Origin of the sequence: Paraburkholderia acidicola, from assembly GCF_002362315.1 — a bacterium.
GTDB lineage: Bacteria > Pseudomonadota > Gammaproteobacteria > Burkholderiales > Burkholderiaceae > Paraburkholderia > Paraburkholderia acidicola.
Map to the genome: position 1 here is coordinate 833,616 of NZ_MTZV01000002.1, position 17,565 is coordinate 851,180.

Sequence of the window (17,565 nt, forward strand, 5' to 3'; positions counted from 1 at the left end):
AGTCTGGAAGTCACGCTATGATTCTTCAAGCGACATGTTTTCATTGTTATATGAGCCGTGTTCATATCACCGCTTTCCAGCATAGATTGCTTGAACGCACGTGTCGCTGCATTCACCGGGAACTGGCATGACGAAGAGAATTCTGATCATCGGGATCGGCGCGGGCGACCCCGACTACATGACTGTTCAGGCGATCAACGCGCTCAATCAGGTTGACGTGTTCTTCGTGATGGACAAAGGCGTTGCGAAGGAAAAGCTCGTTGCGTTACGTAAGGCGATCATCGAGCGATTTGTGAATGGCCACGACTATCGTGTTGTCGAAGCCACGAGCCCCGAACGTAGACGCGATGAAGGCGAAAGCGACTACAGGTCGGCTGTCGATGAGTTGAACCGCGACAAACAGCGTGTATTTGAACGCCTGATTTCGGATGAACTAGCCGACGGGGAATGCGGAGCGTTTCTGGTCTGGGGCGATCCGTCGTTGTACGACAGCACGATACGCATCGTCGAAGCGATCGAGAAAACCGGAAACCATGCGTTCGATTACGCCGTCATTCCCGGCATCAGCAGCGTCCAGGCGCTGGCTGCGCGGCACAAGGTGCCGCTCAACCAGATCGGCCGCTCTATCCAGATCACCAATGGTCGCGGTATCGCTGAAGGCTTCCCGAACAATGTGGACAGCGTCGTCGTCATGCTCGATTCGCAGGATACCTATCGCAAGCTTGTCGATCAGAATCTGGATATCTACTGGGGCGCCTATGTTGGAACGCCAGATGAAATCCTGATCTCGGGAAAGTTGCACGAAGTCGTAGATGACATCGTGCGTATCCGTGCAGAAGCCCGTCATAAACATGGCTGGATCATGGACACCTATCTGTTACGCAAGACCGATGGTGAAACCTGACGACACGGCACGACACAACACACGCACCAACATAAACCAACGGCCACCGTCAGGTGGCCGTTGTGCATGTCGCTTACGGTTTCACACGCCACCGTGCGCGCTCGCTATCAGACACCCGCACGCAAGGTCTTAGCCGCCGCCACCATATTCGTCAGCGCCGGAATCACTTCTTCCCAGGCCCGCGTCTTCAAACCGCAGTCGGGATTCACCCACAACCGCCCCGCCGGAATCCGCTCGGCCGCTTTGCGCATCAATTGCACGATGTGCTCCTGGCTAGGGATGTTCGGCGAGTGAATGTCGTACACGCCCGGGCCGATCTCGTTCGGATAGTTGAAGTCGTCGAACGCGTCGAGCAACTCCATATCCGAGCGCGAGGTTTCGATCGTGATGACGTCCGCGTCCATATCGGCGATCGACGCAATGATGTCGTTGAACTCCGAATAGCACATATGCGTATGGATCTGCGTTTCGTCCTGCACGCCATTGGCCGTGATGCGGAACGACTCGACGGCCCATTGCAGGTATTCGTTCCACTGCGATTTGCGCAGCGGCAACCCTTCGCGCAGCGCCGCTTCATCAATCTGAATGACGCGCACACCGGCCTTTTCCAGATCCAGCACTTCCTCGCGGATCGCGAGCGCCAGCTGGTGGCACGACACCGAGCGCGGCTGGTCATCACGCACGAACGACCAGTTCAGGATCGTAACGGGACCGGTCAGCATGCCCTTCATCGGCTTGGCCGTCTGCGCCTGCGCATACTTGATCCACTCGACCGTCATCGCCTTCGGACGACTGATATCGCCGAACAGAATCGGCGGCTTCACGCAACGCGAGCCGTACGACTGCACCCAGCCGAACTGGCTGAACGTGTAACCGTCGAGCTGTTCGCCGAAGTATTCGACCATGTCGTTGCGCTCCGCTTCTCCATGCACGAGCACATCGAGACCCAGCGCTTCCTGTTCCCGCACGCTGCGCACGATTTCCTTTTGCATCACCGTCTTGTAACCCGCTTCGTCCAGCTCGCCGCTCTTGAACTGGCTACGCGCCTGGCGAATTTCGGCGGTCTGCGGGAACGAACCGATGGTCGTGGTCGGAAAAGCCGGCAGGTTCAGCAACGCGGACTGCTTCGTCGCCCGCTGCGGATACGCACTATGGCGACGACCCAGTGCAGCATCGATCTTCGCGATCGCGGCCTTGACGGCTGGATTGTTCACACGCGGAGAAGTACGACGGCTCTGAATAGCGGCCTGATTCTCCGCGAGCTCCGCTTGCACGGATGCACGCCCACCGTTGAGCGCTCTCGCAAGCACCTTCAGCTCATCAAGCTTTTGCAGCGCAAACGCGAGCCAGGATTTGATTTCGCGATCGAGTTTCTGTTCGCTATCGAGGTCGACAGGCACGTGCAGCAGCGAGCACGATGGTGCAATCCACAAGCGAGCCTGCAACGCCTGATGAATCGGTGTCAACCATTCGAGCGCTGCATTGAGATCCGTCTTCCAGATGTTGCGACCGTTGATCACACCCAGCGACAACACCTTGTCAGCCGGCAACTGCGCAACCACCTGCTCGACTTCGGCGCGCGCGTTGATCGCATCGATATGCAGGCCATGCACCGGCAGCTTGCACGCCAGCGCGAGGTTGGCTTGCAACTGGCCGAAATAGGTGGCCAGTAACAGTTTGACGCGGGTGTTCCTCAATGCGTCGTAAGCGGTGACGAACGCTTGTTGCCAGGCAGCATCAAGTTCCGTCACCAGCGCGGGCTCATCGATCTGCACCCACTCCACACCCTGCGCCGCCAGTTGCTCCAGCAAGGCCGCGTAGACGGGCAACAGGCGCGGCAACAGTGCGAGTTTGTCCGAATCATCCTTAGCCTTGCCAAGCCATAGATAGGTGACCGGTCCAATGATGACCGGCTTCGCCTTCACACCCAACGCGCGAGCTTGCGCGAGCTGATCGAGCAGGCGCGAAGCATCGAGAGAAAACTCAGTCGCTGCGCTGAACTCCGGCACGATGTAGTGATAGTTCGTATCGAACCACTTCGTCATCTCGCCGGCCTGAACGCCGCAGCCGCACGACGAATCGTGCGCCGAGCGACCACGGGCAATACGAAAGTAATTGTCGAGCGGATCGCCATCGAAGCCGCGAACCCGCTCCGGAATATTGCCGAGCGTAAAGCTCGTGTCGAGCACCTGGTCGTAGAACGAGAAATCGCCGACCGGAACCTGATCGAGGCCCGCCTGATTGTCCCAGTGCCGCTGGCGCAGTTGCGCGCCAAGCGCCGTCAATTCTTCACGCGATGAGTTGCCCTTCCAGTAACTCTCCTGCGCGAATTTCAGTTCGCGCTTTGCACCGATGCGAGGGAAGCCGAGATTGTGCGTCGTAACCATGATGATGAGCCGCTCCAGAAGTGAACCGCTCGATCATAGGGTGAATGATCCATGAAATATAATGGTGTTATTTCATCGATCGATTAGATTTGTTCATGGAGCGACAATGCTTGAACGAACCCATCTGGCCATCATCCGGGAAGTGGACCGCCAGGGCTCTCTGACTGCCGCAGCCAATGTGCTGTGCCTGACGCAGTCGGCGCTCAGTCACACGGTCAAGAAGATGGAGCAGCAACTCGGTACGGCTGTGTGGGATCGCGAGGGGCGCAATTTACGGCTCACGCAGGCCGGTCAATACCTGCTCGCGCTCGCCAACCGCGTGCTACCGCAGATGGAGCACGCGGAAGAACGGATGAAGCAATACGCGCAGGGACAGCGCGGCACGTTGCGTATCGGTATGGAATGTCATCCCTGCTACCAATGGTTGCTCAAGGTCGTCTCGCCGTATCTGGCGCGATGGCCCGACGTCGATGTCGACGTCAAACAGAAATTCCAGTTTGGCGGGATTGGCGCGCTGTTCGGCTACGACATCGACATTCTGGTCACACCGGATCCGCTCAGAAGACCCGGGCTGCAATTCGAACCGGTCTTCGATTACGAGCAGGTGCTGGTAGTGGGATGCAAGCATCGGCTCGCACAGTTGCCCTTCATTCCGCCCGAAGCGCTAGCCGATGAAGTCCTGATTACGTATCCGGTCGAAATCGATCGGCTGGATATCTATAACCAGTTTCTGATGCCGGCAAACGTCACGCCGAAGCGGCACAAGGTCATCGAAACAACCGACATCATGTTGCAGATGGTCGCGAGCGGCCGCGGTGTCGCTGCGTTACCGCGCTGGCTGGTGGAAGAGTACGCGGGCAAGGTCGCGATCAAGCCGGTTCGGCTCGGCAAGAAAGGCATCGCGAAGCAGATCTTTCTCGGTGTGCGCGAGACCGATATATCGATCGATTATCTGCAGGCGTTCGTTGCGCTCGCGCGTGAGTCCGACTGGAACGCGGCGGCGAGAACGGTTTGAACCGGACATGCCGGTTTTCGTACTCGCCGCCTGCGCTCTGCTCTGTCGTTACGCCGCCGGAACAGCCGCTCCCACCTGCCGGTACACCGCATTCTCGAAACCAATGAGTGTGTGCACAACCGGCATATCGAAGAACGGCAGCAACTGCGTCATGAGCACAGCGCCGATGCCCTTCGTGCGGTCGATCCAGTAGTACGTATTGAAGACCCCGGACCAGTCGGCGGTGCCTTTGCTGCGCATGCCCGGCACATTGTCGAGCGTGAGATGGAAACCGAGACCCCAGCTCTGCGGCACCGGAGGTGCGGACACGTCGTTTGTCAGCTCGGGCATCGCAGACTTGAGGAACGTCGGCACCTTGATCGGGGCGAGATGGTCTTGCAGCGCCATCCGTACGGTTGCCGGTTCGAGAACACCGGCCCCATCGTTGAGCCATGCCTGCAGGAAACGGCCGTAGTCCTGCGCCGTACCGTACGACCCGTGACCCGCCGCGTCCCATTCAGAGGTGGGCGGCAGGTCGAGCCGCGAAGGCTCGAGCGTGCCGTCGGCCTGGCGCTGCATGACGCGGAGCAGACGACTGCGCTGCTCGGCGTTCGGTTCAAAGGTCGAGTCGCTCATGTCGAGCGGCCCGTACACATGCTGCTTGAGGTAGTTACCCAGACTCTGCCCCGACAACTTCTCGACCACGAGCCCGAGCCAGTCGGTGTTGGTGCCGTACTCCCAGACGGTGCCGGGATCGTTCACGAGCGGCATTAAAAGACTGCGCTTTAGCCCTGTCAGCGGTTGAGGCTCACCGGTCAGCTCGTGGTAGCGCGCCAACTTCTCACTGAGAAAGAAATAACCGAGGCCGGCCGAGTGAGTCATCAACTGGCGTACGGTGGCCTTGCTCGCAGGCGGGCGCAGGCGCGGCGTGTCGCCGTCGAAACCTTCCAGCACTTGCAGCTGACCGAACTCCGGCAGAATCGATTCGACAGTCGCATCGAGGCTCAACAAGCCTTTCTCTACAAACTGCAGTGCTGCCGTGGTGGCCACCGCTTTCGTCATCGATGCGTTGCGGAACATCGCGTGCTGGCCTGCCTCGCCGGCAGCGTGATGGAACAGCGTGCCGCTGCGGTCGACGACCACTGCTGCGATACCGTGAACAGCGCCCTTCGACACAGCATCGTCCAGCAAAGCCTTGATAGCCGAACCGTCAAAAGCCATGGTTACCTCCTGCATTCATGATGGGGAATGGGTACGCGAAATCGTCACTGGGACGAGTCGGGCCATTGTGCGCCAGTAACAAGAATCAGCAGGTCAACCCGGACACGGCATTTCACATCGTGGTTCGAATCTAGCGGGACGCGTCGGCGAGTAATGCCCACCGTTCATGGTCCCGCCACTCGCCATCGATACGCAGATAGCGCGGCGAAAAACCTTCCTGCCTGAAAGCCAGCCGTCGCACGAGCGCGATCGATGCAACATTCTCCGGTTGAATGTTGGCCTCCAGGCGATGCAGGCCCAGTTCGCCGAACGCAAAATCGATTGCCATTCGCAGCGCTTCGGTCATGAGACCGGTGCGACTGAACTCCACCATGCCGTAGTAGCCGAGATACGCGCTTTGAAATGCGCCCGCTACGATCTCGTTCAGATTGATCACACCGACGACGCGATTCGATGCGGCCTCGCGTGCGACCAGACCGACGTTGGGTCCGGTCAGTCCGCGTGCAAACCAGTTGTCGAAGCCTGGTTGATCGTTGAACGATGTGACCCACGGCAGGTGATATTCCCGACTCGCCGAGTTCGCGGCGATCAGATCGGTGGCGTCGGCGCGCGTCGCGCGGCCTAGTCGGACGAGACTCATGTTTCTCCAGGGGAAAAGCGGTAGCGGGTTATCAGGAAGCGTCAGTCATCGCCAGGACGATCCCGACTCACCAGACTCAGGTATTCGCTCACGCCTGCCTCACCCAAAGGTTTGTTCATCACCCGCATGGTGTGCGTGGCGTTATCCATCACGTAGTTGTCGAGGCGCCGCACTTCAACGTAGCCATTGCGCTCCCAGAAGCGTTCCGCGCGTTGATTACCGTCGATGACACCAAGGCGCACCCACTTCGCACCCGATGCTTTAATCCAGTTCTCGAGCGCGGTATACAGTTGCCGCGCGACACCTTGCCCGTGCCGTTCGGTCGACACCATAAACATTCCCAGATGCCAGACATCCTCAGCGAAGAGATCCGAAATGACGAAGGCATACGCGGTCAACGCGTTGCTTGCGTCGATGAATCCAATCGCGATCTGTTCAGTAAACGGCCATTCTTCAGGCAGTTCGCTTTCGAACTCCTTCGCGGCCTGGGTTTCTGTCGGTGGGTGACCTTCGGCTAGCAGGAAGTACCCGGGATTGTTTTCCAGGAAGGTCTGAATGACGGGGATGTCACTGCGAACGAGTTTGATGGCGCGATAGCCTTCCGTCTCGAACAACGTTTGATTCATTTCGAAAGACATCGGTTGTCCGCTCAAACGTCGCAACGCTCCGCCGCTTCCGCGCGCAGAAACTCGATCAGGGTATCCAGCATCCGATGCCGGCGCGTGGGCCCGTGACGCAGGACGAAACACCATGAAGCCGGACGGGATAGAACGGGGAACAGACGCACCAGACGTCCGCTGCGCAGTTCCGCGTCCACCAGCGCCGAGCGGCCGAGTGCGAGTCCCGCGCCGCCGACTGCCGCACCGATCACCTGACTAAAGCTGCTATAGCGCACGATCTTGCTTTCGAAGTCGTCAGGCAGCCCAAACTCCGTCGACCAGTTACGCCAGTCGATCTCGGGAAAATCATCGTGTGTTTCCTGAAGCAGGCGGCAACGGCAAACCGCCGTGGACGCAAACGGATGCAACTCGGGGCTGCACACCGGAAACACCTCTTCGTGGAACAGCACGATGTCGTCGGGACGCACCGCGCGTTCGGATATGTGCTCGATAGCGAGGTCGATGCCCTGTCTGGCGATATCGGGCTCGCCATCCTGAGTGATGGCGTTCAGCGGCGTATCCGGATAGCGCGACGAAAACTCGGCGAGACGGCGAGCGAGCCACATCGTCGAAAACGATGCGTTGGCGGAAACGGTCAGTCGCCTCGCGACGCCCTTGATCTGCGAGCACGCATCTTCCAGCATCGACAGTGCACTACTCACCGAGGGCAGCAGATCCGATCCCGCCGGTGTCAAACGAATCCCGCCTACCCCGGTACTGCGTTCGAGCAGACGAACACCCAGCGTCTCCTCGAGGTTGCGGATCTGATGACTCACGGCACTCGTCGACACATTCAGCTCGGCCGCCGCGCGTGCAAAGCCGCCAAGCCGCACAGCGGCTTCGAACGCGCGTAACGCTGGCAGTGGCGGGATCGTGGACATAGGCGGGTATTGTAGGATATTCAACACCCGATGAAAAACCATCTTTTGCCTGCCTGTCTCGCGCAAGGTAACGTCGCAACACCAAAATCAAAATCGCACTGAACGACCGGAGGTAGGGATGTATTTCGATAGCAAGCTATGGATGATGATGGCGGGACTGCGACTGCGCGTGGCCGGCGCGGCAGGTCTTGGCCTGATCGCCATGGGCTTTGGCGTCCTGCGTTTCGTGTTTCTCGGCCGCGTGCTGGCACTCGCCTTCGGCGGCGCACCGTTGCAGCAGATCGCGCTTGCCGCAGCCGCCACCGTCGCCTGCATGTTGCTGCGCGCGTGGCTCGATCATCGGCGGGCCGTGCTGGCCCAGGCCACCGCCGGGCGCGTTCAATCGGTGCTGCGCGCGCGTCTCTTCGATCGCATTGCCGAGCTAGGCCCTGCGTGGTTCGGCGCCGAGCGCACTGGCGGTGTGATGCTCGCGGTTATCGACGGTGTCGAGCAGTTGCAAACCTTCTTCGGCGCCTACCTGCCGCAGCTCATCATCGCGGCCTGCGCACCGGTGGTGATCTTCGCTGTCCTCGCCTGGTGGGACGTGCCGACCGCGGCGGTGCTGCTGGTCGCCGCACTGGCGACGCTCGCACTGCCGATGCTCGTCCACAACGCCGACAAGAAGGCAGCAATCGCTCGCGCGGCTGCGTTCAAGGCATTCGGCGAAGAGTTCCTCGACGCAGTGCAAGGCCTGCCGACGCTCAAGGCGTTCGGCCAGAGCGCCGCCTTCGCGAAGAAGCTGGCCGGACGCGCACGCGAGCTGTCCAATAGCACGACCTGGGTGCTGACGCTAGGTCTGATGACCCGCTTCTTCACCGACCTCGGCACCGGCCTCGGCGCAGCTGCCGCTATCGCGGTGGGCGCCTGGCGTGTGCATCACGGCGAGATGAGCCTGGAAGCGTTGCTGATCATCCTGATGGCCGGTACTGAGATCTTTCGTCCGTTGCGCGATCTGCGCTCGGTCCTGCATCAGGGGATGATCGGCCAGTCGGCGGCGAACGCGGTCCATGCGCTGCTGGAAGCACGCAGCGACGCGCCGACCGGCGGCGCCGCGCATGTGGCTGGCCTCACACCACGCATCACGTTCGACAGTGTCGGCTTTGCCTATCCGGGGCGCCGCGCCGATGCGCATGCGGGACTGAGCTTCGAGATTGCTGCGGGTGAGACGGTCGGTATCGTCGGGCCGAGCGGTGCGGGGAAATCTACGATCCTGCGCCTGCTGTTACGGCAGCACGATGCACAGGCTGGAGCGATCAGCATCGGCGGTCATGACATTCGTGGGCTCGATCCCGATCAGGTGCGCAGCATGATCGCGATCGTTGCGCAGGACACCACGCTCTTCGACGGCACAATCGCCGACAACCTGCGGCTCGGCCGGCACGATGCGAGCGACGCTGACATGATCGCCGCGGCCAAAGCCGCCAATATCCACAACTTCATCGCCGCGTTGCCCGATGGTTACGCGACGCGCATCGGCGAACGCGGCGCGACGTTGTCGGGCGGTCAACGCCAGCGCATTGCGATTGCGCGCGCACTGCTGCGCGACGCACCGATCCTCGTGCTGGACGAAGCGCTGTCCGCCGTCGATGCCGAGAACGAAGCGGTCATCCAGCAAGCACTCGACCGGCTGATGCAAGGCCGCACGACCTTGATCCTCGCGCACCGTCTGTCCAGCGTGATCGGCGCGGACCGGATCCTCGTGCTCGATCAGGGGCGCGTGGTCGAGAGCGGCACGCACGCCGAATTGATCGCCCGTCCAGGGGCGTATCGCCGCTTGATGGGACCGCAGGTCGCAGCGGCCGGTGAACATCCGCTGGCCATCGAAACAGCGCGCGCGACATCGACATCGTCGGGACCGCAAGTGCGACCACTCACCGAAGATGCCGCCGCGATCGGCTGGGTCGCGACCCTGGGCACGCTGTTGCGCTTCGTGTGGCCATGGAGAGTGAAGCTGACACTGACCGTGCTGTGCGGCGTCGGCCGGGTGCTGAGCTTTATCGGCGTCGGTGTACTAGGTGCGCTTGTCGTTGCAGGCGTTGCGTCCGGTCGACCTGTCGCCGGCCTGACCATCGGACTGTTGATCGCAGCCCCGATCGCGGCGACGCTGCACTGGCTCGAATCGGGTATGGCTCACGACATGGCTTACCGCATGCTGGCCGAAATGCGTATCGCCCTGTTCGCCAAACTGGAACGCCTCGCGCCCGCCTATCTGCTGTACCGTCGCTCGGGCGACCTGGTGACGCTCGCCACCCAGGACGTGGAGATGGTCGAATATTTCTACGCCCACACGGTAGCCCCGGCTTTCGTCGCCGTGCTGATTCCCGCCAGCGTGCTGGCGCTACTCGCATGGGCCGCCTGGCCGCTCGCGCTGGTACTGCTGCCCTTTCTCGCGTGGGCGGGGCTGACTCCGGTCTTTGCGCGCGGCAAGATCGATCGTCTCGGCAGCGAAGCGCGCGCTGCGTTGGGACAGCTCGGCGCGCATCTCACGGAGACGATTCAGGGCCTCGCCGAACTCGCCGCCTTCCAGGCAACGGGGCGCCGCCGCAGCGTTTTTCTCGCCGATCTCGCGTCGTATCAGCAACGTCGATCGGCGCTGCTGGATGACCTCTCGCGTCAGGGCGCTGCGCTCGAGGTAGCGACCGGCCTCGGTGGACTGGCTGTCGCGCTGGTCGGCACCGTACTCGCTTCGCACGGCTGGTTTGCGCACGAATGGCTGCCTTTGCTGGTGCTCGTCGCCGTCGCAGCCTTCATGCCGGTCGCCGAGATTGGCCAGGTCGCGCGTCAGCTCGCGGACACGATCGCGTCCACGCGCCGGTTGCATGTCGTCGAAACGGAAACCGAAGCAGTGACCGACGGCGATCAGCCGGTACCCGCCAACCCGCAAGTGCAACTCAATGGAGTGAGCTTCGCGTACCCGGGCCGCAGTGCATCGGCGCTGGACCGCGTGAGCTTTGCTGTGCGGCCTGGCAGCACTGTCGCACTGGTCGGCGCGTCGGGCGCGGGTAAATCGACGGTGGCCAATCTGCTGCTGCGTTTCTGGGATCCGCAGCAAGGCACGATCACGCTGGGCGGCACCGATTTGCGCCGGCTGCGCCTCGCCGACCTGCGCGACCATATCGCACTGGTCGCGCAGGATACTTATCTGTTCAACGACACGCTCGAGGCCAACATCCGCCTCGCGGGGCGCGATGTGTCCGATGCGGATGTGCGTCGCGCACTGGAGCGGGCCGCGCTAAGCGAGTTTGTCGATCGTCTGCCCGATGGTCTGGCTACGCGGGTGGGCGAGCGTGGTGTGCAACTGTCGGGTGGACAACGTCAACGGGTCGCGATCGCTCGCGCCTTTCTCAAGGATGCGCCGATCCTGATCATGGATGAAGCGACCTCGCATCTGGACACGATCAGCGAGCAGCAGATCCGGGCCGCTCTCGACGAATTGATGGCGGAGCGCACCTCGATCATCATCGCGCACCGCCTGTCGACGATCCAGAACGCCGACACGATTCTCGTCATGGATAACGGGCGGGTTATCGAAGCGGGTTCGCATGCTGAGTTGCTGGCGGCGCGCGGTGCGTATGCGCGGCTCGTTGCGCATCAGGCTGGGGCGCTGGCGGCTTAGCGCGACTGTCGTCGTGCGGTGTGCGGTGATCGACCCGGGCTTTACGCACAGGCCTGGGTCGTAGCATTGCGCACGACGACTCAGCAAATCGCTCACTCAAACTGCACATCACCCGACCCAGACCGGTTCACAACCCGATGCGCCGGATTCCCACGAATTTTTATATCACCCGAACCGCTCAGTTCGACGACCGCGGAATCGGATGCGTAGGCCCGAATGTTCCCCGATCCCTTGATCGACGCGACCAAGGTTTTTGCATGGATATCGCTCACGTGTACGTCGCCCGACCCGGAGATAGCGACACGTACGTCCTTGACGTTACCCGAGGCTGAAACGTTTCCTGATCCGGAAATACCGATGCTCAAAGCGTCTTCGCTCAGGTTCAATGCTTTCACCGTTGCAGAGCCACGAATACTCAGGGCCTGCAAAACAGGACCCGTGATGACCAGTTTGACCGATCTCGACATCGTCACCGAATGTTCCAGCCGCACCCTCAACACCCCGTCCTCCACCTGCGTCTTCACCAACGGCACAACGTTGGCTGGGCCGGTAATCGTGACTAGCGAATCGGAGCCAACGGCAAAAGACACATCGGCAGACATGTCCACCTCGATCGCGGAGAATTTTCCTGGCTGGCGAGTCTCGACCATGTCTCTATCCGATGCGACGATCAAGCCCGACGACGAAGACCCACCATCGCCGTGAACAACGACATTTTCCTGGCCCACGGCAAGACTGCTTACTACCCAGCAGAGTGCCGCAACGCTGAATCGAATTCGCTGGACTCGCATGTTTTCTCTCTTTTCGTCCCGGCTACCGGCCGCTACGGCTGCGCATCGAGCGCGTACAAACCCCTCCCATATCACTGCGATGGACATGCTCCGCCGTTCACGACGACGCGTTGTCACAACGTGTCAGCCACTGTACCGAGCGATACTTACTGACTCCCTACAGTGGCCGGCTTTACCGAAGACGCTACGGCCGGCGTCTCTTCAATGCGCCGGAAGATCAGCGCAGACACCAGCGTAATGGCGCCAACGCACACAAAGCTCATCCGGAAACCCAGCGTTGCCGATCCCCATTGATCGGAGAACACGCTAACCAGCCCACCGCTAATCGACACGCCCAATCCCATCGCGAGCATCTGCACCATCGAGAACAGACTGTTGCCGCTGCCCGCATCTTCATGCGACAGCCCTTTTAGCGTGACGCTATTCATCGCGGCAAACTGCATCGAATTGGCGGCGCCGAATATCGCCAGCACTACAATCTCGACGACGATCGGCGTGCCGCGAGAAATCAGCGCAAACGCGACGATCGCCCCGCCGACAATCAACGTATTCACGAGCAGAAACGTGTCGTAACCGTAGCGACGAATCAGCGGCGCGATCCAGCGTTTGGCGACCGTTCCCGCAAGCGCGGCGGGCAGCATCATCAACCCGGAATGCAATGGCGTGTAGCCGAGTTCGAGTTGCATCAACAACGGGACGAGAAACGGCACCGCGCTCGAACCGATCCGGCACACCAGATTACCGATCAAACCGACACTGAAATTCGGCTCGCGAAACAATGCAAGCTTGAACAGCGGATTCTGACGACGCCGCGCATACGGCACATACGAGAGCGCCGCGACGAGCCCGACCACGAAGAGCGCAGTGGACCACACCGCGCGATGCGATTGAACCGGCGCATCGACGGCGAGCGAAAACGCAATCATGCACAGCGACAGCAGCGCGCAACCGGCCAGATCGAACGGTGCCGCCGCGGTGCTCGTCGCGCGTGGCAGATACCGGTAGACCGCAAACATTCCGACCGCGCCGATCGGCACGTTGATCAGAAAAATCCAGTGCCAGGTAAAAGCCTCGACGAACCAGCCACCGAGCGTCGGTCCGACAATCGGGCCGATCTGTCCCGCGACAGAGATCATCGCCAGCGCCGACACATACTGTTCGCCGCTGACGCTGCGCAATACGGCGAGCCGGCCGATCGGCAGCAGCATCGAGCCACCGATGCCCTGCAAAACCCGCGCGATGACCAGTTGCCCCAGCGTGTGCGCACTCGCGCAACACAGCGAACCCAGCACGAAGATCAGGATGGCGGCGAAGTAGACACGGCGTGTGCCGAAGCGATCGGCAAGCCAGCCGGATGCGGGCGTCAGCATGGCCATCGTCAGCGTGTAGGCGACGATGACCGGCTGCATCACGAACGGTTTTACGCCCAGGCTGTGCGCCATGGATGGCAGCGCAGTGTTGACGATCGTCGTGTCGAGCGCCTGCATGAAAAAACCCGCGGCGACGATCCACAGCAACGCTGTCTGGTTCGAATCCTTACTCATGTGATTTCTGGAGAGCGCTGCGATGTGGGGCGGACACGTTCGGCGCATTGATTTGCAATTTGCACATGATATGGCCATCATCGTCAATCGGGAACCCCACTAACGGCGCTGACTGTAATCGGCATTGCCGATAAGCAAACACCATGCTCAATCCCATCTGGCTCAAGACGTTCGCGACCGTTGCGGCCTGCCATAGCTTCACCGAGGCGGGTCGTCAGCTCGACCTGACGCAATCGAGCGTCAGCGAACATATCCGTCGACTCGAACAGGCAATCGGGCGACGGCTGTTCGTGCGCGACACACATTCGCTCGCGATGACACCCGACGGCGAGGCAATGCTCGCGCATGCGAGCGTGATCCTGCAATCGATCCACCGCGCCGAATCGCAATTCCGCACACCGCGACTGAAAGGACGTGTACGCCTCGGTTCATCCGATGACATCGCGCTCGGCCCACTGCCCACTGTGCTTGCAGCATTCCGCAACGCGCATCCGGACGTTGAACTGGAAATCACCATCGGCATGACGGGCAAGCTTTACGAGTTGCTGGATGCCGGGTCGATCGATCTGCTGGTCGGCAAACGACGACTTGGCGACAAGCGCGGTGTTGCGCTGTTTACCGGGCGACTGGAATGGCTCGCACGCACTGGCACGCTGGTCGATGTCACGCAACCGTTACCGCTGATCCTCGTCGCCGAACCGAGCGTGACGCGCGCAGTCGTGCTCGATGCGCTCGCGCAGACCGATTTCCGCTGGCAGGTGGTGTGTACGAGCAGCAGTCACGCAGGCTGCATTGCGGCAGCGCGCGGTGGGCTCGGCATCACAGTGCGGCCGCAATATCTGTCGGCGCGTGGGCTCGCGCCGCCGGTCAACGGTGCGAGTCTGCCGGTACTACCCGATGTCGAATTTATCGCGCTCGCTGCGAAGCGACTTAGCCGGCCCGCGGGAACGCTGCTGCGTTTGCTGCATGACAGCGATCTGCGCGGATCGTGGATCGGTGAATAGCGCTTACTCAGCTGGATGCGCCGGTAGCCTGTCGGGCTCAGCAAGCGTTCGATAGGGCAATGACGTGGATGCCGGATCGGTTGTCGTGTCGTCGATCACGCGATCCACATCAGCCGTCTTGCCGAGTTCGGACAGGAACTTCAGTTTGTCAAAATCCGGCGCCACGCAGCCTTGCACATAGATGAAGCGGCGCTGCAGGATCAACCACAACGTCGTGTGATCGCGCCACTGGGTCGCGTAGTTGATATTCGTGAGTCTGCGTTGTGCCGCTTCGGCGATTTCCTTGTCGTAGAGGTAACCGTTGGAGAGCCGGCAACGTCCTTCGATCCAGCAACTGTTCCCACGCTCGATGCGGTAATGCGCATCGTCTAGCCATTCCTGTTCGGTCTCGAGCGGCCCTAACGGAACCGGACAACCGGGAATGGCCTTTGATATCTGGAAGAAAGGATCGTTGCCGCGATTAATGCGTTGCTCGTCGGCCAGCACCGCGTGACTCGCAACCGACATCAGCATTGCCCATACGCTATATCGAACCAGATGTTTCATCTGTGGGTCTTCTCCGTGGTCATCGTTCTAGTCGTCGTGCTGCTACGTGCGCGCTGCCCCGCTGCGAATGCCAAGCGATTGCCACAGCGCCTCCATCGTGCGAAATGGTCGGGGATCGCCTAACGGAAGCCTATCCATTTTGTTTGCTACGTACGCAAACGTTGTGCGGGCATCCATATCGATGAAGATCCATGAGCAACCGCCGCCACCCCAATGAATCGTGTTGGGGTTAGGCAACTCCAGAGCGAGCAAGGGGCCAGGCAGCGCAAAACCAAGGCCGAATCGCGCGGGCGGCAAGTGGCTCATGATCAGATCGGGGCCTTCTATCTGCTGTTCGAGCACTTTGCGACACCCTGCTTCGGACATGAATCGCTTGCCCTTCGCTACGCCTGCGTTGGCGAGGATGCAGTGGATCTCGGCAATCGAACGTGCGTTGCCATGCCCGTTCACAGCAGGAATTTCGGCAGCTCGCCAGGCGCGCGTGCGCGTTGCCATCTTTGCATCGAACGCTGCGTTGAAGAACGTGATTGTCTGGATTTCGCTAAGCGTCGGTTTATCCGTGCTCTGCGTGGCTGCCCATGGAATGATCTCGGCAACACGATGATCTTCCGACGCAGGCAGGCCGATGTGAAAGTCGGCCTCTAACGGTGCGGCGATTTCCTCGCGGAACACCGTACCGAGAGACTTGCCCGTAATGCGCCGCACCACTTCGCCAAGCAGAAAACCAAACGTCGTCACGTGATATCCGGACGCGGTCCCCGGTTCCCATAGCGGGGCCTGTGCAGCAAGCAGCGTTGTCGCCTTCTCCCAGTCGTAAAGATCGTCGGGCGCGAGCGGCTCCCTCCAGCCGGAGAGCCCGGAGCTATGACTCATCAGGTGACTGACACGGATCGCTCCTTTGCCGTTTGCGGCGAACTCGGGCCAGTACCTGGCCACCGGTGCGTCGAAATCCAGCTCGCCGCGGTCGGCAAGCAATAGCGCGGTAAGCGCGGTCATGGTCTTCGTCGTGGAAAAGACGTTGGCAATGGTGTCTTTTTCCCATGGACGGGTCTTCGCCTCGTCAGCGAAACCGCCCCATAGATCGACCACGGTCTCGCCGTCGACGGTAGCGCAGCACGAAGCCCCCACGTCCGCGCCGCTCGCAAGATTCGCGCTGAAGGCCTCGCGGACCGCGTCGAATCTGTCTGCCACGAAGCCGTGAACGGTGTTGTCCGGCATGATCTTTTTTCTCCTTTTATGTGATCTTGAGCAACGCGCGCAAGCGCTAACGCGGCGGTTCAGCGCGGCTCGCTCGCTAAAGCTAGGCGAAAGTCGGGTAAATGCCAACCTGCTTTCAACGATTTGAGTTGGGTATTTTTGAAGGATGTGTGCGGTCGGTGGTGGGCTGACACTCGACAGCCACGTACGAACCGTCGACAATCGTCGCAAGACCGCTTCAAGCGTAGAAGCGCAAATCGGTGAGGAGATATATGAGAAAACCGATTCACCGCAAGCTGGAAGTCACCACGGATCACTGGGCACTCATCAGCGGACGGAGCCCTACTGACGCGCTGTCGTTTCCGTCGGAGCGACTGCAAGTCATCTTCAACCATACCTCCACGCCATGGCAGGATGCCGTAGCGCATGCTCATCGGGAAAGCGATGAAATTTATATCGTTCTCGAAGGGAAGATGGTGATCGCCGTCGACAGCGAGTTATTCCATGTCGCCGCCAACGAAGTCCTTTGCGTCCCGTCGGGAACGGTACATCAACTCATGCGCGTGGAAGTACCCCATCGGTCACTGGTTCTGCGTTCACCCTCGGTGAGCGACAAGATAGAAGAAGCGCCGTCCGAATCGGTGACAATCGCGAGAAGCGCATAAGAAACCGTCCAACGCAACCAATCATGGCCACCAGAGACAGCACCGCCGAACCCACCTGGATGCCTGTCGCCATGGCCGAACGCGGTGTCCGGCGTTTCCCGGTCGGCGAGACAAACCCACGCATAGTCGAATACAACAACCAGACCAACCTCGCGGGTTACGACGACAAAGTCTCCTGGTGTTCCTCATTCGCTAACTGGTGCATGGCAAGCGCCGGCGTTCGCGGTACGGGATCGGCCGTGGCGCGGTCCTGGCTCGATTGGGGAATCGCCCTTGAGCAACCGGTCTATGGCTGCATCGTCGTCCTGACACGCGATGACCCCGCAAGCTGGAAAGGCCATGTCGGTTTCTATCTTCGCCACGATGCTGAGGATATTTTTCTTTTTGGCGGAAACCAGCTCGATGAGGTTCGCGAGTTGGCTTATCCGGTCGCCTCGGTTCTCAGCTATCGATGGCCGCAGTCGTTCTGAGGCCATT

Annotated in this window: 15 protein-coding genes; 6 read left to right on the forward strand and 9 right to left on the reverse strand. The window is 60.6% G+C overall.

Annotated features, from left to right (window positions below; genetic code table 11):
* Positions 1–127: 127 nt before the first annotated feature.
* Positions 128–904 (forward strand): precorrin-6A synthase (deacetylating), encoded by a 777-nt coding sequence (cobF, locus tag BWP39_RS05780; RefSeq protein WP_096717710.1) that lies wholly within the window; start codon positions 128–130, stop codon positions 902–904.
* Positions 905–1,011: 107 nt separating this feature from the next.
* Here the strand turns inward: cobF and metE are convergent, their stop codons facing one another.
* A complete protein-coding gene (gene metE, locus BWP39_RS05785; protein ID WP_096717712.1) occupies positions 1,012–3,291 on the reverse strand; it encodes a 5-methyltetrahydropteroyltriglutamate--homocysteine S-methyltransferase in 2,280 nt (759 codons plus the stop codon).
* A gap of 106 nt (positions 3,292–3,397) precedes the next feature.
* Here metE and BWP39_RS05790 point away from each other — a divergent pair, with 106 nt between their 5' ends.
* A complete protein-coding gene (locus BWP39_RS05790) occupies positions 3,398–4,306 on the forward strand; it encodes a LysR family transcriptional regulator (protein WP_096717714.1) in 909 nt (302 codons plus the stop codon).
* Positions 4,307–4,354: 48 nt separating this feature from the next.
* On the opposite strand, the gene BWP39_RS05795 is transcribed toward BWP39_RS05790, so the two are convergent.
* From BWP39_RS05795 to BWP39_RS05810, 4 genes are all read right to left on the reverse strand, one after another.
* Positions 4,355–5,506 (reverse strand): serine hydrolase domain-containing protein, encoded by a 1,152-nt coding sequence (locus BWP39_RS05795; protein ID WP_096718587.1) that lies wholly within the window; start codon positions 5,504–5,506, stop codon positions 4,355–4,357.
* Positions 5,507–5,636: 130 nt separating this feature from the next.
* Positions 5,637–6,146, reverse strand: a complete 510-nt coding sequence (locus BWP39_RS05800; RefSeq protein ID WP_096717716.1) for a GNAT family N-acetyltransferase — start codon at positions 6,144–6,146, stop codon at positions 5,637–5,639.
* 41 nt (positions 6,147–6,187) lie between these two features.
* Positions 6,188–6,772: a GNAT family N-acetyltransferase gene (locus tag BWP39_RS05805; RefSeq protein ID WP_157915124.1), complete on the reverse strand. Its 585-nt coding sequence runs from the start codon at positions 6,770–6,772 to the stop codon at positions 6,188–6,190.
* 23 nt (positions 6,773–6,795) lie between these two features.
* Entirely contained in the window at positions 6,796–7,686 is an 891-nt protein-coding gene (locus BWP39_RS05810) for a LysR family transcriptional regulator (RefSeq protein ID WP_096717720.1), read from the reverse strand.
* Positions 7,687–7,804: 118 nt separating this feature from the next.
* Between BWP39_RS05810 and BWP39_RS05815 the strand changes: the two genes are divergently transcribed.
* Positions 7,805–11,341: an ABC transporter ATP-binding protein gene (locus BWP39_RS05815; protein ID WP_096717722.1), complete on the forward strand. Its 3,537-nt coding sequence runs from the start codon at positions 7,805–7,807 to the stop codon at positions 11,339–11,341.
* Positions 11,342–11,433: 92 nt separating this feature from the next.
* Here the strand turns inward: BWP39_RS05815 and BWP39_RS05820 are convergent, their stop codons facing one another.
* The gene (locus BWP39_RS05820) at positions 11,434–12,069 is read right to left on the reverse strand and encodes a head GIN domain-containing protein (RefSeq protein WP_157915125.1); all 636 of its coding nucleotides are present in this window, start codon (positions 12,067–12,069) and stop codon (positions 11,434–11,436) included.
* A 209-nt stretch (positions 12,070–12,278) separates the two neighbouring features.
* Positions 12,279–13,724 (reverse strand): multidrug transporter subunit MdtD, encoded by a 1,446-nt coding sequence (mdtD, locus tag BWP39_RS05825; protein ID WP_133116831.1) that lies wholly within the window; start codon positions 13,722–13,724, stop codon positions 12,279–12,281.
* Between the two features lie 95 nt (positions 13,725–13,819).
* Between mdtD and BWP39_RS05830 the strand changes: the two genes are divergently transcribed.
* A complete protein-coding gene (locus tag BWP39_RS05830; RefSeq protein WP_096717728.1) occupies positions 13,820–14,680 on the forward strand; it encodes a LysR family transcriptional regulator in 861 nt (286 codons plus the stop codon).
* Positions 14,681–14,683: 3 nt separating this feature from the next.
* On the opposite strand, the gene BWP39_RS05835 is transcribed toward BWP39_RS05830, so the two are convergent.
* Together BWP39_RS05835 and BWP39_RS05840 are read right to left on the reverse strand one after the other, a co-directional pair.
* Positions 14,684–15,193: a hypothetical protein gene (locus tag BWP39_RS05835; RefSeq protein ID WP_407944779.1), complete on the reverse strand. Its 510-nt coding sequence runs from the start codon at positions 15,191–15,193 to the stop codon at positions 14,684–14,686.
* Between the two features lie 75 nt (positions 15,194–15,268).
* Positions 15,269–16,654: a serine hydrolase domain-containing protein gene (locus BWP39_RS05840; RefSeq protein ID WP_207556606.1), complete on the reverse strand. Its 1,386-nt coding sequence runs from the start codon at positions 16,652–16,654 to the stop codon at positions 15,269–15,271.
* Positions 16,655–16,695: 41 nt separating this feature from the next.
* Between BWP39_RS05840 and BWP39_RS05845 the strand changes: the two genes are divergently transcribed.
* Entirely contained in the window at positions 16,696–17,088 is a 393-nt protein-coding gene (locus tag BWP39_RS05845) for a cupin domain-containing protein (protein WP_096717734.1), read from the forward strand.
* A 23-nt stretch (positions 17,089–17,111) separates the two neighbouring features.
* On the forward strand, positions 17,112–17,558 hold the full coding sequence (locus tag BWP39_RS05850; RefSeq protein ID WP_096717736.1) for a TIGR02594 family protein: 447 nt from the start codon (positions 17,112–17,114) through the stop codon (positions 17,556–17,558).
* Positions 17,559–17,565 lie beyond the last annotated feature (7 nt).

What these genes read in the sequence shown, in the direction of transcription:
- BWP39_RS05795 (WP_096718587.1), bottom strand. Translation starts at nt 5,506, where the DNA reads ATGGCTTTTGACGGTTCGGCTATCAAGGCTTTGCTGGACGATGCTGTG.
- BWP39_RS05830 (WP_096717728.1), top strand. Translation starts at nt 13,820, where the DNA reads ATGCTCAATCCCATCTGGCTCAAGACGTTCGCGACCGTTGCGGCCTGC.
- BWP39_RS05850 (WP_096717736.1), top strand. Translation starts at nt 17,112, where the DNA reads ATGGCCACCAGAGACAGCACCGCCGAACCCACCTGGATGCCTGTCGCC.
- mdtD (WP_133116831.1), bottom strand. Translation starts at nt 13,724, where the DNA reads ATGCGCCGAACGTGTCCGCCCCACATCGCAGCGCTCTCCAGAAATCAC.
- BWP39_RS05845 (WP_096717734.1), top strand. Translation starts at nt 16,696, where the DNA reads ATGAGAAAACCGATTCACCGCAAGCTGGAAGTCACCACGGATCACTGG.
- BWP39_RS05805 (WP_157915124.1), bottom strand. Translation starts at nt 6,772, where the DNA reads ATGAATCAAACGTTGTTCGAGACGGAAGGCTATCGCGCCATCAAACTC.
- BWP39_RS05810 (WP_096717720.1), bottom strand. Translation starts at nt 7,686, where the DNA reads ATGTCCACGATCCCGCCACTGCCAGCGTTACGCGCGTTCGAAGCCGCT.
- metE (WP_096717712.1), bottom strand. Translation starts at nt 3,291, where the DNA reads ATGGTTACGACGCACAATCTCGGCTTCCCTCGCATCGGTGCAAAGCGC.
- BWP39_RS05835 (WP_407944779.1), bottom strand. Translation starts at nt 15,193, where the DNA reads ATGCTGATGTCGGTTGCGAGTCACGCGGTGCTGGCCGACGAGCAACGC.
- BWP39_RS05815 (WP_096717722.1), top strand. Translation starts at nt 7,805, where the DNA reads ATGTATTTCGATAGCAAGCTATGGATGATGATGGCGGGACTGCGACTG.
- BWP39_RS05790 (WP_096717714.1), top strand. Translation starts at nt 3,398, where the DNA reads ATGCTTGAACGAACCCATCTGGCCATCATCCGGGAAGTGGACCGCCAG.
- cobF (WP_096717710.1), top strand. Translation starts at nt 128, where the DNA reads ATGACGAAGAGAATTCTGATCATCGGGATCGGCGCGGGCGACCCCGAC.
- BWP39_RS05800 (WP_096717716.1), bottom strand. Translation starts at nt 6,146, where the DNA reads ATGAGTCTCGTCCGACTAGGCCGCGCGACGCGCGCCGACGCCACCGAT.